This is a genomic window from Microbacterium sp. S1037 (assembly GCF_048381605.1).
GTDB lineage: Bacteria > Actinomycetota > Actinomycetes > Actinomycetales > Microbacteriaceae > Microbacterium > Microbacterium testaceum_B.
On the sequence record NZ_JBLWIG010000001.1, the window covers coordinates 1,016,147 to 1,029,455 of the forward strand.

Consider the following 13,309-nt stretch of genomic DNA (forward strand, 5'->3'; position numbering starts at 1 on the left):
TGGGCGTTCTCACGAACGAAGGGGGAGCGCGATGGGTCTCACATTCCCGGACGGGTCGGTGTCGCTGACGACGGCGCAGGGGGAGACCGTCGTCCTCCGCATCTGCGACCTGTGCGGCGCGGGCGTCCCCGATGCCGCCGACACGGACCTCGCGTTCCACAAGAGGTGGCATCGGCTCACCGGCTCTGGCAACTGGGTCGACCCGGCGACCGGCCGCGTCCATCGCCTCGACTCCTCGGCCGGCTGACGCTCGGCTCCGGGGGGGGGGGGGGGGGGCGTCGCCGGTGCGTGAGACGGTCGCGGCCTCCGGGCGGCGAGAGCAGGTTCCGGTCCCTTCGGCAGGCTCAGGGACGTTCGTGGCGAGGTGGCGGTGGCTGAGCTCGTCGAAGCCTCCGCCCCCGCCCCTACCGCCCCCTCACCCGCAGCAGCGCCTCGCCCGCAGCGGCGATCGCCGCCGCCAGAGCCAGCGACACCGTGATGGTGATCAGAGCGGTCGCGGGGCCCGTGGCATCCAGGGCCGCTCCCGCGATCACGCCGCCGATCGGCACGCCGAGCGACATCGCGGCGGTCGGGTAGGCCAGCGTCTCGGTCACGCGCCCCTCGGGCGCCCGAGCGGACGCGACCAGGATGCCGGACACCATCACCGGCGACACCGCCAGGCCGAGCAGCAGGATCACGCCGAACAGCACGGGCGCCGAGCCCTGCGCCAGAGGGAGGCCGGCGGCGACGACGGCGGCCAGCGCCGCGAAGCCGATGTATCGCGCGGCGGGCGACAGCTTCCATGCGCGCGCTCCCGTGATGACCGAGCCGATGGCGATGGCCACCGCCAAGGCGCTGAACGCCGGACCCGCGAGCCACGGCCGTTCGCTCAGCTCGGCCCACCCGACGAGGCTGACGTCGAAGGCGCCGAACACTCCGCCGAGGGCGATGCACGCGATCGCCACGGGGATCACGCCGGCCGGGGGAAGGACGAGACCGCGCCGCGGCCCGCGCGGGGTCGCGAGGGGCTGCGTCCCCCGCTGCGACGCGAGCCAGACGCCGCCGAGAACGCCGAGTCCGAGCGAGCCGAGCATCGCCACGGCGGGATCGATCGCTGCGGCGACCGCCGTGATCGCGGGTGGACCCGAGATGAACACCATCTGATCGGCGATCGTCTCGAGCGCCAGCGCGGCGGTCCGCTGCGACTCCGGCGCCAGGACCGTCCACCGCGCCCGCACGGCCGAGGTCAGGTCGGGAGTCGACGCCCCGGTCACGAACGCGGCGACGAACCATGTCCAGAACGGCGCCCCCGTGAGCACGAGGGCGAGGAATCCGGATGCCGCGAGCACGAGGCATCCGAGAGACACCAGGATCACTCGCGCCTGGCCGTGCCGGTCCATGCGCGACGACCAGAGCGGTGCCGCGATCGCCATGCCGCCGACGAGGGGCGCGACGACGAGTCCCGCGGAGGCGAAGCTGCCGGTGACCGCCGACACCAGAAGGATGATGCCGAGCGACAGCGTCGCGCGGGGGAAACGGGCGAGGATGCCCGCCGCGACGAAGCTTCGCGCCCCGGGCAGGCGCAGCACCTGCCCGTAGGCGCGAACCCCCTGGCGCGTCTCGGCGGCGGCGCTCACGCGCGCGCCGCCGAGCCCGTCGCGTCCGGCGTCACGGCGCTCACGCCGTGTAGTCGAATCGGCTGATCTCCTCGAGGGCTTCGACGACGAACGACACGCTGTCCTCGAACAGCTGCGCCCCGTGGGCGGCGTTCGCCCCCGTGGGGTCGCCGAGCACCCCCGTGGGACCGAAGTCGTTCGACAGCCAGCCGAAGGTCACCGGCTTGCCGTTGAAGCCGATGTGCCGGAAGTCGCCGATGTGCGCCGGCACCGTCGCTTCGAATTTCGACGCGTCGACGAGCTCGGGCCGCAGGTGCATGATCATGCTCGTCTCGCCGTGGCCGGCGTGGATGCCGGTGCCGTGCTCGTCGGGGCCGCCGTCGGTGCCGTCGAACGAGGGCACGCGCGCGGCGGGCATGAAGAACGTGCGCAGGCCGAAGCGGCGGCGCAGCTCGCGGTTCGCGACGTTGAGTAGCGCGACGTTGCCGCCGTGCCCGTTGAGGAACACGAGGGTGCGGGCGCGCGTGGTCAGAAGCGACCGGCCGATGTCGACGATCGTCTGCATCATCGTCTCGGGCGTGAGCCACAGCGTCCCGGGAGCCCAGGAGTGCTCGTCCGACTTCGTGATCGACAGGGTCGGCAGCTGCCAGACGTCGAGGCCCTGGGCCGCGGCGCGCGCGACGGCGGCCGTCGCCGAGGCCTCGGCCACGATCGCATCCGTCGCCAGGGGGAGGTGCGGACCATGGTGCTCGATCGCGCCCGTGGGGAGCACGACGATCGACCTCTCGGTGAGGGCTTCGGCGGCGGCGGGGCCGCTGAGCTCGGCGAGCAGACGGGTCATGAGATGATCGCTCCCTTGCGCGCACCGGTGTAGTCGGGGTTGAGCTTGCCGGGGTTCAGCAGCCCGTTCGGGTCGGTGACCCGGGCCGTCTCGACGGTCTGCTCGACGTTGAAGTCGACGTTCCACTGGTGCGGGTTGTGCACGCCGACGCCGATCGCATTGAGCTCGGCGATGCCGCGGTACACGTCCTCTTCGCTGACGTAGGGGGCGGCCAGCATGCCGATCGGGAACGCCTTGGTCGACTCGATGTGCAGCTTGCCGCCGGCGAACACGCCCTCGACGGCTTCGATGTCCTCGGCGAGGGGAGCTCCCGCGACCTCGAGGTGGAAGACCTCGTGCGGCTGGCTCTTCTGGTACCACTCGATCGGGTGGTTGTAGCTGAGCATCGACAGGCGGATGCTCGCCTGCGGCCCCTCGCGCACCGCCTCGACGCGCCCGCCCGCGCCCTCGATGATCGCGGTCACGGTGTCGATCTGGGCGGCATCCAGGATCACCCGAAGGCTCGAGCGCCCCTCGGGGATGGCCTCGTCGCTGGGGAGGGATGCCGAGATCTCGGGCCCGTCGCCCGACACGAGGCGTGGCGAGGGGTCGAGGTTCCCGATGGTCTGCACCACCGAGAGCGTGCCGGCGAAGTCGGGGAAGCTCGCCCAGAGCCCGCGCCACTCGCGCAGCGGCTCGAGGTGGACGGTCGCGCGGACGATCACGCCCGCGGTGCCGTAGTTGTGCACGTACTTCTGGGCCTCGTCGCCCTCGACGTGGTGGATCTCGGCGCTGCCGTCGGCGTGCACGACGTCGAGGGCGGCGACGAAGCCGCGGTCGTTGGAACCATAGGCGATCGAGCCGGTGCCGCCGGAGCCTCCCGAGAGGAAGCCGCCGATGGTGGACTGCGCGGTCGAGGGGTACATCCAGAGCGCCTGCCCGCTGGCCCACGCGGCCTGCTCGAGCAGCACCATGGGGGTGCCCGCCTCGGCGGTGATGAAGCCGTCGCCGACCTCGACGATGGCCTTGGCGCGGGTGGTGTCGATCACGAGGCCGCCCTGCATCGGAATGGCCTGACCGTAGTTGCCCGTGCCCTTGCCCCGCACGGTGATCGGGACCCCGTGACGGGATGCCGCGGCTACGGCCGTGGCGATCTGTTCGGCGTCGGCGGCGAAGACGACCAGGTCGGCCAACCCGAGCGGGAGCTGCGCGGCGATGATCGGCGACATCGGCGATCCGTCGACGCTGGCGCGCTCGCGGACGCGCGGTTCGGTGCTGACGGCGGCGGGGCCGAGCAGGTCGAGGAGCTCGTCCTCGAGGGAGAGGACGCGGGTGGCGGTGTCGCTCATGGGTGTTTCTCCGGGTGACGCGGGTGGGGTGGATGCCGGGTGTCGGGGCCGACGGTCGGGGCGGGGCCGGGGTGGGGCGTGGATCGCCGAGACTGCATGGGGCTGACATCCGCGTTGCAGTCTGCAAAGGAGTTGTCAGGCGGATGCGGTCTCGGCGAGATCACGGCCAGACCGAGCGGCCCGGCCCGCACGAAGCGGGCCGGGCCGAGGCGCGCGTGCGAGCCTGGCGGGGATCGGGTGAAGGGTCGGCGCGAGCCGACCCGACCACCCGGGTCAGAACGAGATCGAGGTGTCGATGAACTCGTTCGTGTAGAGGTCCTTCGCGGTCTCACCGGCGGCCGGCGGGGTGCCGAGGTCGGTGTAGACCTTCGCGGCCTTCGTGTAGAAGTCCGCGAAGCGGGTGTCGTCGAAGTTGCCGTAGGTCGAGTCGGGGCCGTTGCCGACCAGGCCGAGGTCGACCTGCGTCTTCACCGAGTAGTCGGCCACGCCCTGCGTGTAGGTCCAACCGGTGGCGTACTCGTCGACGAGCTTGAGGATGAGGTCGTTCGCGGCCTTCGGGTCCTTGTAGTACGCGACGCCCGCCTTCTGGAGAACGGGGACGAGCTTCGACAGGCACGGCGACAGCTTGTCGAAGTCGTCCTTCTTGACCGACATCGACGACTGGTAGGTCTGCCATCCGGCGTCGTGGATCAGGGCGAACTTCACCGGCTTGCCCCAGGCCGAGACCTCGTTCTGGTAGACGTACGGCTCAGCCGAGGCGAAGCCCTGCTGCATGTCCTTGCCGCCGGCGGCGACGAAGTTCGACGGGGTGCCGTCGTACGAGCCGTCGAGGATCGAGGCGTTGGCCAGGCCCGCGCTCTTGAGGTACTCGATGTAGGCCGAGCCGTCGAAGTAGCGCCAGACGCCGCCGTTCTTCTCGAGCGCCGGAGCGACGTCCTGGATGGTCTTGACGTCGGGGTAGGTCGCGGGGTCCCACATGACCATGGTCGGGCTGATGTCCAGCGGCGCCATGACGGCCTTGGTGGGGGTGGTCGCCGAGAGCTGGATGGCCTCGTCCGTGCTGACGTAACCGAGGGTGATCTTGTCGTCCTGGTACATCTGCGCCGACACGGTTTGGAAGCCGATGGCGGGGCCACCGGCGCGGATCTCGAGGTTGACGCCGGTGTACTCGCCGTCGGACATGAGGGGGCCCGTGACCGACTTGGTGTTCGCGTCGATCGTGTAGTCGTCCTTGATCATCTCGTAGAGGTGACCGTGCTCGGCCTCGGGGTTCCAGTCGGTCTGGACCACGATCGTCGAGGGGCAGTCGGCCGAGAGGTCGACCGAGCCGATGGGCATGTCGGTCGCCGGCGCCGCCTGCTCCGCGGCGCTCCCGGCGCACGAGGTGAGCGTGAGGGCGATCGCGAAGGCACCGGTGGCGGCGGTGGCGCGAAGAAGGGTGGAGCGCTGCATGCTGGGTCGCTTTCTGTGACGGATGGAACTCGGGTGCGGAAGGTGAAGCAGGTGCGGAGTGTGTTTCGGGTACGCCGGATGCCGCCTCCCCGCCTGTGACGCGGCGGGAGGCCGTGGCATCCGGGGTCTGGGTCAGCGCGTGCTGTCGTACCAGCGGCCGACGGCGACCTTCGACAACCAGCCGAAGAACGCGAAGATCGCCACGCCGAGGAGGCACGCCGCGAGGATCGCGGCGAACAGTTCGGCGCTCTGCAGGCGCGACTGGTAGTTCGAGATGAGCGAGCCGATGCCCGGCTCACCGCGGCGGAAGAAGTAGTCGCCGACGATCGCGCCGATGACCGAGAGGCCGGCCGAGGTGCGCATGCCCACGAAGATAGAGGGGAGGGCGGCGGGGAGCGTGAGCTTGGTGAGCACCGTCCACTTGTCCGCCTTCTGCAGGCGGAAGAGCTCGCGCTGCGACTTGTCGACCGACTGCAGACCGAACAGCGTGTTCGACACCATCGGGAACAGCGCGATGAGCACGCAGACGATCACGCGGGCGAGGAACTCGTAGCCGAACCAGAAGCCCACGAGCGGCACCAGCGCGAGGATCGGGATGCACTGGAGCATCACGGCGTACGCGTAGGTGGACCGCTCGACCCAGCGCGCCAGCGACATCGCGATGGCCCAGCCGATGCCGATGATCATGGCGATCGCGAGACCCGTGAGGGCGACGCCGGTGGTGCGGAACAGCGAGATCCAGATGTCGGCGCCGACCTGCGGGTCGAAGAAGCCCTGCGTGAACATCTCGTGGGGCATGGGCATGAGGAAGCCCTTGCCCGACGCCGCGAGGGCGATCGAGACGCCGTACCAGGCGCCGAGCAGGACGACCAGCACGCCGAGCGGCGGCAGGATCGACGCGGCGCGGGCGCCGAAGCCGCGACGACGCGCGGGCGTGCTCTTCTTCGGCGGAGTGGGCGGAGGAGTGGATGCCGTGGGCTCGGGCGACAGGGCGGCGACCGGCTCTGCAGAGGTGGTGCTCATGAGTGTCCTTCCCGAAGGGCGTGGGAGACCTCGCCGACGAGCTTCGCGTACTCGGCCGTGTAGCGGATCTCGGGGTCGCGGGGCATGTCGAAGGGGATCTCGAAGGTGTCGACGAGGTGGCCGGGGCGACCCGACATCACGACGACTTTGGTGGAGAGGTAGATGGCCTCGGAGACCGAGTGGGTGATGAAGAGGCCGCCGAACTTCTGCTCGACGAAGATCTTCAGCAGCTCGTCGTTCAGGCGTTCGCGGGTGATCTCGTCGAGCGCGCCGAACGGCTCGTCGAAGAGGAAGAGCTCGGGGTCGAGGGTGAGCGAGCGGGCGAGCGAGGCGCGCATCTTCATGCCGCCTGACATCTGCTTGGGCAGGTGCTTCTCGAAGCCCTTGAGTCCGACGAGGTCGATCGCCCACTGGGCTTTCGGCGTGCGGACGCGCTTGGGCTGCCAGTTCAGCTCGGCCAGCAGCTCGACGTTCGACTGCACGTCGCGCCAGGGCAGGAGCGTCGCGTCCTGGAAGACGTAGCCGATGCGGTCGGTGTTGACGGTCGCCGTGCCCTCGCTCGCGGTCTCGAGACCGGAGGCGATGCGCAGGAGCGTCGACTTGCCGCAGCCCGAGGGGCCGACGACGCTGACGAACTCGCCGCGACCGACCGTGAGGTCGACGCCGGAGAGGGCGGTGGTGCCGTTGGGGAACGTCATGGCGACGTTGCGGAAGTCCAGCAGGGGCGCGGTCGGATCCGCGATGTCTGCGGGAGCGGGAGAGGCCAAGGTCACGGGGGCGCTCACTTTCCGGTCGGGTTCAGGGAGTCGTCGCGGGTGCGGCGGCGCGGGAGGGTTCGGTGGGCAGGGGAGTGGCGGTTCGGGTCGAGACGGTGGTGCGGCTGACGAGCCGGCCGCGGTGGACGACGACGCGGTCGGCCGAGGCGAACGCCACGGCCTCGCCGATCGAGTCGGCGCGGACGGCGACGAGGTCGGCACGGGCTCCCGGCACGGGTCCCGCCGCGGGCAGGCCCATCACGTCGCGCGCGCCGACGGTCACGGCATCCATCGCCTCGGCCGGAGCGAGATGACCCGCCGACACGAGCAGGGATGCCGTCTCGAGGTGGTCGCAGCGTCCGACGGGGTTGAAGGGGTCGCGCACGTTGTCGGCTCCCGCGGCGACGCGGACGCCGGCGGCTTTGAGGCGGCCGATCGGCGCGATGCCGCGGGGCACCGCGTGATCGGCATCCCATCCCTGCAGGTACAGGTTGGTGATGGGCAGGGCGATCACGCCGATGTCGGCGACGCGGATCTCTTCGGCGAGCTCCGCGAGATCGGTCGCGGGCATCATGCTCAGGCGCACGCAGTGGCCGGCACTGCGGGGGCGATGCCAGCCGGTCACCGCGCGGGCGTACGTCGCGAGGGTGTCGGCACCGGCGAGGCTCTCGTCCGTGTGCAGGTCGAGACCGACGTCGCGGCGACGGGCGAGCGCGATGAGGCGCTCGAGGTCGGCGATCGGGTCGTCGGCGAGGTGGGGTGCGCCGCCCACGAGGTCGACGCCCGCGTCGAGCGCGGCCTCGAAGACGTCGTCGGTGATCGTGGGTCCGCCGAGGGCGACGAGCTCGATGTCCATGAGGCCCGCGAGTTCGTCGCGCAGACGGACCATCGCGCGCACGCCCGTGAGGGGGTCGTCGCCGCGGAGGAGGTCGACGTGGGTGCGCACGGAGGTGATGCCGGATGCCAGCATCCGCAGCGCCGTGGCACGCGCCCGCCCGAGGGTCTCGTCCTCGTCGAGCGTGACGGCGAAGGCGTGCCAGCTCTCGATCGCGCGTTCGAGGTCGCCGAAGGGGGGCTGGATGGCATCCCACGACAGCGCCTTGTCGAGGTGCGCGTGCGGCTCGGCGCCGGCGGCGGTGACGAGGTAGCCGCTGAGGTCGAGGGTCTCGCCGTCGGTCTCGGGGAGCGGGCTCCCCGCCGGGACGACCGCGAGCACCTCGTCACCGTCGAGCGCGATGTCGACGAGCGCGCCGGAGGGCAGGCGCGCACCGCGGAGCGCGGCGATCGAGACGGGTGGAGCGGCAGACACGGGGGCCTCCGAGGAGTCGGGTAGACGGTCGTCGAGACGGGAGCCACGGCATCGGGGCGGGTCGCCTGAGGCGGCCGGCCAGTGTTGGTGTGACCAACATCCGGCGATGTTCCGATGCTAGGAACCACGCGTTTCCGCTGTATTTCCTCGGCGTGACCCTCGTGACAAACCTTTCGGGGCTTGTCCCGCGGGCGGGCAGTTCAGCTCGGGATCGCGATGATCACTTTCCCGAGGACCGCGGCCAGTCGTGCGTTGCTCCCGGTTCGCTGCGATTCGTATCGTGCCTCGACGAACTCCTTGCGAAGCGGTGATGCGGGTGCGAACGCTGCGGTATCGATCCGGTAGCCGGCATTCTCGGCAAGCTGCGAGAAGAACACGAACTGCGTGCGGGTGTTGCCCTCGCGAAAGCTATGCACGACGTTGAGCTCGCCCCACACCTCGGCGAGCTCCCGGACGAACGCCTCGTGGTCGAGTCCCCGGAGGTAGTCCTTCGCGGCGAGCCCGGCATACTGCTGCTCCGCCGCCTCTGTCAGAGCGGGGCCAGCGGCGTAGTAGCGGTGCCCGTCCTTCTCCATGTGCGTGTCGGGCCCGACACGTTCCTGTCCGGCCCACTCGTAGACGTCTTGGAAGACGTGCTTATGGATTGCCTTCATGTGCTCGTAGTCGAAGCGGCCCGCAATCGGGTTCTCGCGTAGCTCGCCCAGGCGAACGGCGGTGATCGCCTCTTCCATCGCGGTGAGTTTGCTCTGATCCGACTCCCCGAGCTTGTTCCTCAAAACGGAAGTACCTGGAATGAAGTAGTCATTCCAGGTACGAAACGGGGTGCCGCGGGGCGTCATCCTTGAACATGGCGGCGTATCGCCGCAATGGCCTGATCGCCGCTGATCTCATGGCGGGCCGCCTGAGCAACGAGAGACCGAAGGGCGGGATCGACGACTTCGTGACCCGCCGCGGCGAGGGCTGCGTCTGCAAAGGACACGCGGTCTGCCGCGCTGATCGTTCCCTGCTTCGCGGACGTGAGTACGCGTACCATGCACGCCCCCTCTCGACGTTCGTCCAGTCTACCATTCAGCCGTTCAGCACCCTCTGCCCCTCCGGTCCGCAGGAGCGCGAAGTTGCCGTGAGGGCGACCCGCCCGCGTCAGAGCTCGAGCGTGATCCGCTCGCACGCCGCCCGCGACACGCACACCATGATCGAGCGGTTGGCATCCTGTTCCTCCGGCGACAGGACGGAGTCGCGGTGCTCGACCTCGCCGTCGACCACCGCGACCTCGCACGTCCCGCAGGTGCCGACGCGGCAGCTCGACGGCACGACGGCTCCGGCCTCCTCGACGACGTCGAGGATCGAGCGCTCCGGCGGGACCGTCACCGTGATCCCCGACATCATGAGGTCGACCTCGAACGGCTCACTCCACACCGGCGGGCCGAGCACCTTCGCCTCGAAACGCTCGAGGTGCAGGCTGCCGCGCGGCCAGCCGGCCATCGCGTCCTCCAGGGCCTCCAACAAGCGCGCCGGTCCGCACGAGTACACGACGGTCCGCGCCGTCGGCGTCCCGAAGCGCTCGGTGAGGTCGAGGCGGCGCCCCTCGTCGGCCGCGTACACCTCGACGCGCTCGCCGTAGCGCTCGACCAGCTCGTCGACGAAGGCCATCGTGCGCCGCGATCGGCCCGCGTAGAGGAGCGTCCAGCTCGCGCCCGCGGCCTCGGCAGCCTCGATCATCGGCACGATCGGCGTGATGCCGATCCCGCCCGCGACGAACACGTACGAGCGGCCGGCGGTCGGGGCGAAGAGGAAGTGGTTGGCGGGTCCGCGCACCCGCAGGGCGGCGCCGACCTGAGCATTCTCGTGCAGCCACACCGAGCCCTCCCGCTCGCGCAGCACGCCGATGCGCCATGTGCCGCGCTCGCTCGGCGACCCGCACAGCGAGTACTGGCGCTCGATGCCGCCGGGCAGCACGACGTCGATGTGCGCGCCCGGCGACCAGTGCGGAAGCGTTCCGGTCGCGCGCTCGAGATCGAGGACGATCACGCCGTCGGCGGCCTCCCGTCGCTCTCGGACGACGGCCTCGAAGGTCACTCCACCGCTCATGTGTCTCCCTGGCTCCCGTCATCCACCGATCCGTGCACGAGTTCCTTGACGATCAGCAGCCGGTACGGAGAGCCGTCGGGGGAGTGCCAGCGGTGCGGTGTGCCCGAACGGCAGTAGACCGAGTCCCCCACCGTCAGTCGGCGTTCGCCGAACGGCCCGAACGAGATCACGATCGTGCCCTCGAGCACGGTGAGGAACTCGTCCTCCTCGTGGATGTAGTGGTCACCCGGCGCGGCGTTCGAGCCCGAGAACTCCAGCGGCTCGAACCGGCGCGGTCCGTCCGCGAGCAGTCGCGCCGTGCCCTCGGCGTACGGCCCGATCGCTCCCTCGTCGGCGAGCACGAACGACGGCTCCGCGTCGGCGTCGGTGCGGCGCGGCTCGGACGCGGCGATCAGTTCGACGCGGCTCGTTCCCAGTGCGCGCGCGAGGCGTTCGAGGCTCGCCATGCTCGGACGCGCCAGCCCCCGCTCGAGCTGGCTGAGGAAGGGGTGCGACAGCGCGGCGGCCTCGGCCAGCTGCGTGAGGGTGAGCCCGCGCGCCTTGCGCAGCCCCCGTACCCGGGCCCCGAGCATCTCGTCACCCGTGGGGGAATCGTCGACCGATGTCGCAGGAGCCATGGTCGTCATCGTCCCACCCTCTCGAACAGTCGCGCGACGACCTCGTCCTCGTCGGCGGTCAGCAGGCGCCACTCGTCGACGACGAGGCGTCCGCCGACGACGACCGTGCGCGGCCGCCGTCCCGGCGATGCCCACAGGAGCCCGGCCACGGGGTCGGCGACGCCGGCATCCGCGACTCCCGAGACGTCCCAGAGGCAGAGGTCGGCGGCGGCCCCGGGCGTCAGGCGGCCCAGCTCGGGCCGCCCCAGCCCGTCCGCCGAGCCGCTCGTCGCGAGCGAGAGGACGTCGGATGCCGGCAGCTGCGGCCCCACGAGAGCCGACACCTGCATCGCCAGGCGTGCGTCCGCGAGCAGGTGTCCCGCGTCGTTGCTGCCGCCGCCGCTGGTCCCGAGACCCACGGCGATGCCGGCGTCGAGCAGCCGACGCACGGGGGCGATGCCCCAGCCCATCGGCACATCGCAGCCGGGTGCGTGGGTGGCGGAGGCCCCGGATGCCGAGACCCGGGCGATCTCGTCATCGGTGACGTCGCACAGGTGGGCGAGGGTGACGTCGGGGGCGAGCCAGCCCCACTCCTCGAGGAGGTCGAGCGGACGCGCGCCGTAGCGATCCAGCGCGATCTCGACGTCGACGACCTCGTTGGCCTGCGTGCGTCGGCGCAGCCCGTGCTCGCGGGCGGCCTCGCCGAGCAGCTCGAACGTCTCTCGCGGGTCGCTGTGCACCCCGGCGGGTCCCACGGCGACCTGCAGCATCCCGTCGGCGGAAACCCCGCCCGGGGCACCCGGGACCAGCGCGCGCACGATCGTGTCGGCCGAGGCCGCGGCCTCTTGGGGATCGTCGCGCGCGGCTCCCCGCACGAACACGAGGCGTGCCCCGAGCCCGGCGGCGGCTTCCGCCGCGGCCCGCGCCATGCCGACGGTGTCGGCGCCGCTCGGCCAGGTGAGGTGGTGGTCGGCGACGGTCGTGACGCCGCTCAGCAGCGCTTCGGCGAGACCGGCGCGTGCCGCGAGTCCGGTCAGTTCGGGGTCGACTCCCGCGGCGGTGTAGGCCGCCGCCATCGCCGGCAGCCACTCGCGCATCGGGATGCCGCGGGTGCCGGGAAGCGTCCGGAACGCCGTCTGCAGCAGGTGGTGGTGAGCGTTCACGAGACCCGCCGTGACCACGCACCCGGTGGCATCCACGACCGTAGCGCCCGCCGGGGCGGGGCCGTCGACGATCACTCCGTCGACGCTGACGACATCTCCCGTGTGCACTCCGCCGACGCCGTCGACAACCGCGACCGCGCCGCGCACGACCAGAGCGTTCACGCGCTCCTCACCGCGCAGGACTCCGCCGCCGCGTCTCGCCGTCGCACGGACCCCTGCCCCTCGCGGAGGGGCCGCGCGCTGGCGGAGTTCCGGGATGCCACGATCTCGGCGATCACCGACAGCGCCGTCTCTCCCGGAGTGGCGCCGCCGAGGTCGAGGCCGAGCGGGGAGTGCAGGCGTGAGAGCTCGGCATCCGTGACCCCGGCGGAGCGGAGGAGCATCGCGCGACGCGCGACCGTGGCCCGCGCGCCCATCGCGCCGACGAAGCCCACCGGCATCCGCAGGGCGGCGCGCAGCGCGGGCACGTCGAGCCGCTCGTCGTGCGTGAGCACGCACACGGCGGTGCGCGCATCGGGGGAGTCGAGGGTCTCGAGGTAGTCGTGGGGGGCCGCGACGACGAGCTCGGCGGCATCCGGGAACCGTTCGCGCGTGACGAGGAGGGCCCAGTCGTCGCAGACGGTGACGGCGAAGCCCGCGGCGGCACCGAGGCGGCAGAGGGCGGCGGCGTGCTCGCCCGCACCCAGCACGATCAGCCGCGGGAGGGCGGGTCGGTGCAGGTCGAGCGGCTCGCCGTCGAGGTCGAGGCGAAGCGTCGCCTCCCGGCCGGCGCGGGCGTCCCCCAAGGCCGCCCGCACCGCGGCACCCTCGACCGGGTAGGCCACGACGTCGACCGCCCCGCCGCACGCGAGTCCCGCGGCGATGGGCGTGACGACGCCGTCGTCCGAGAAACCGAAGCGTGCGCGTCGCACTTCTCCCGTGCGCAGCGCGTCGAGGCCGAGCATCACGGCGTCGTTCTCGACGCAGCCGCCCGAGATCGACCCGATCACCCGCGCGTCACGCGTGACGGCGAGCGTGGCGCCCACTCCGCGCGGCGCGCTGCGCACGACCGCGGTGACCGTGACCGCGGCGACGGGCACGTCCGCGTCGAGCAACGGCAGCAGGTCGGCGGCCAGATCGAGCATGGACGCGACGGTAGTCGGGGCGTGTTTCGCGCACG

13 protein-coding genes are annotated in these 13,309 nt (G+C 71.4%); 1 reads left to right on the plus strand and 12 read right to left on the minus strand.

The window, feature by feature from the left end; genetic code table 11:
• Window positions 1-31: 31 nt before the first annotated feature.
• Window positions 32-247, plus strand: a complete 216-nt coding sequence (locus ACMW4R_RS04480; RefSeq protein WP_058598114.1) for a hypothetical protein — start codon at window positions 32-34, stop codon at window positions 245-247.
• A 157-nt stretch (window positions 248-404) separates the two neighbouring features.
• On the opposite strand, the gene ACMW4R_RS04485 is transcribed toward ACMW4R_RS04480, so the two are convergent.
• From ACMW4R_RS04485 to ACMW4R_RS04540, 12 genes are all read right to left on the minus strand, one after another.
• Window positions 405-1,616: an MFS transporter gene (locus ACMW4R_RS04485; RefSeq protein WP_418299279.1), complete on the minus strand. Its 1,212-nt coding sequence runs from the start codon at window positions 1,614-1,616 to the stop codon at window positions 405-407.
• A 40-nt stretch (window positions 1,617-1,656) separates the two neighbouring features.
• Entirely contained in the window at window positions 1,657-2,436 is a 780-nt protein-coding gene (locus ACMW4R_RS04490; RefSeq protein ID WP_418299280.1) for a creatininase family protein, read from the minus strand.
• Complete coding sequence (locus ACMW4R_RS04495; RefSeq protein WP_418299281.1) at window positions 2,433-3,764, minus strand: FAD-binding oxidoreductase; 1,332 nt, start codon at window positions 3,762-3,764, stop codon at window positions 2,433-2,435. The genes ACMW4R_RS04490 and ACMW4R_RS04495 overlap by 4 nt, the downstream gene beginning before the upstream one ends.
• Before the next feature lie 273 nt (window positions 3,765-4,037).
• A complete protein-coding gene (locus ACMW4R_RS04500; protein ID WP_418299282.1) occupies window positions 4,038-5,216 on the minus strand; it encodes an ABC transporter substrate-binding protein in 1,179 nt (392 codons plus the stop codon).
• A gap of 132 nt (window positions 5,217-5,348) precedes the next feature.
• Window positions 5,349-6,239, minus strand: coding sequence for an ABC transporter permease (locus tag ACMW4R_RS04505; RefSeq protein WP_058595186.1), 891 nt, complete (start codon window positions 6,237-6,239; stop codon window positions 5,349-5,351).
• Entirely contained in the window at window positions 6,236-7,012 is a 777-nt protein-coding gene (locus ACMW4R_RS04510) for an ABC transporter ATP-binding protein (protein WP_206542529.1), read from the minus strand. Before ACMW4R_RS04510 ends, ACMW4R_RS04505 begins: the two co-directional genes overlap by 4 nt.
• 25 nt (window positions 7,013-7,037) lie before the next feature.
• Entirely contained in the window at window positions 7,038-8,303 is a 1,266-nt protein-coding gene (locus tag ACMW4R_RS04515; protein ID WP_058595187.1) for an amidohydrolase family protein, read from the minus strand.
• Window positions 8,304-8,503: 200 nt separating this feature from the next.
• Window positions 8,504-9,142, minus strand: coding sequence for a Fic/DOC family protein (locus tag ACMW4R_RS04520; protein ID WP_058595188.1), 639 nt, complete (start codon window positions 9,140-9,142; stop codon window positions 8,504-8,506).
• Between the two features lie 301 nt (window positions 9,143-9,443).
• Window positions 9,444-10,391, minus strand: coding sequence for a PDR/VanB family oxidoreductase (locus ACMW4R_RS04525; RefSeq protein WP_058595189.1), 948 nt, complete (start codon window positions 10,389-10,391; stop codon window positions 9,444-9,446).
• On the minus strand, window positions 10,388-11,008 hold the full coding sequence (locus ACMW4R_RS04530; RefSeq protein WP_418299283.1) for a helix-turn-helix domain-containing protein: 621 nt from the start codon (window positions 11,006-11,008) through the stop codon (window positions 10,388-10,390). The genes ACMW4R_RS04525 and ACMW4R_RS04530 overlap by 4 nt, the downstream gene beginning before the upstream one ends.
• 5 nt (window positions 11,009-11,013) lie before the next feature.
• Window positions 11,014-12,312: an amidohydrolase family protein gene (locus ACMW4R_RS04535; RefSeq protein ID WP_418299284.1), complete on the minus strand. Its 1,299-nt coding sequence runs from the start codon at window positions 12,310-12,312 to the stop codon at window positions 11,014-11,016.
• Window positions 12,309-13,274: an XdhC family protein gene (locus tag ACMW4R_RS04540; RefSeq protein WP_418299285.1), complete on the minus strand. Its 966-nt coding sequence runs from the start codon at window positions 13,272-13,274 to the stop codon at window positions 12,309-12,311. The genes ACMW4R_RS04535 and ACMW4R_RS04540 overlap by 4 nt, the downstream gene beginning before the upstream one ends.
• Window positions 13,275-13,309: the final 35 nt, after the last annotated feature.

Bases quoted from the DNA above. Each gene is read 5' to 3' on its own strand.
- ACMW4R_RS04480 (WP_058598114.1), top strand. From the start codon at position 32: ATGGGTCTCACATTCCCGGACGGGTCGGTGTCGCTGACGACGGCGCAG.
- ACMW4R_RS04490 (WP_418299280.1), bottom strand. From the start codon at position 2,436: ATGACCCGTCTGCTCGCCGAGCTCAGCGGCCCCGCCGCCGCCGAAGCC.
- ACMW4R_RS04495 (WP_418299281.1), bottom strand. From the start codon at position 3,764: ATGAGCGACACCGCCACCCGCGTCCTCTCCCTCGAGGACGAGCTCCTC.
- ACMW4R_RS04500 (WP_418299282.1), bottom strand. From the start codon at position 5,216: ATGCAGCGCTCCACCCTTCTTCGCGCCACCGCCGCCACCGGTGCCTTC.
- ACMW4R_RS04505 (WP_058595186.1), bottom strand. From the start codon at position 6,239: ATGAGCACCACCTCTGCAGAGCCGGTCGCCGCCCTGTCGCCCGAGCCC.
- ACMW4R_RS04520 (WP_058595188.1), bottom strand. From the start codon at position 9,142: ATGACGCCCCGCGGCACCCCGTTTCGTACCTGGAATGACTACTTCATT.
- ACMW4R_RS04525 (WP_058595189.1), bottom strand. From the start codon at position 10,391: ATGAGCGGTGGAGTGACCTTCGAGGCCGTCGTCCGAGAGCGACGGGAG.
- ACMW4R_RS04530 (WP_418299283.1), bottom strand. From the start codon at position 11,008: ATGGCTCCTGCGACATCGGTCGACGATTCCCCCACGGGTGACGAGATG.
- ACMW4R_RS04540 (WP_418299285.1), bottom strand. From the start codon at position 13,274: ATGCTCGATCTGGCCGCCGACCTGCTGCCGTTGCTCGACGCGGACGTG.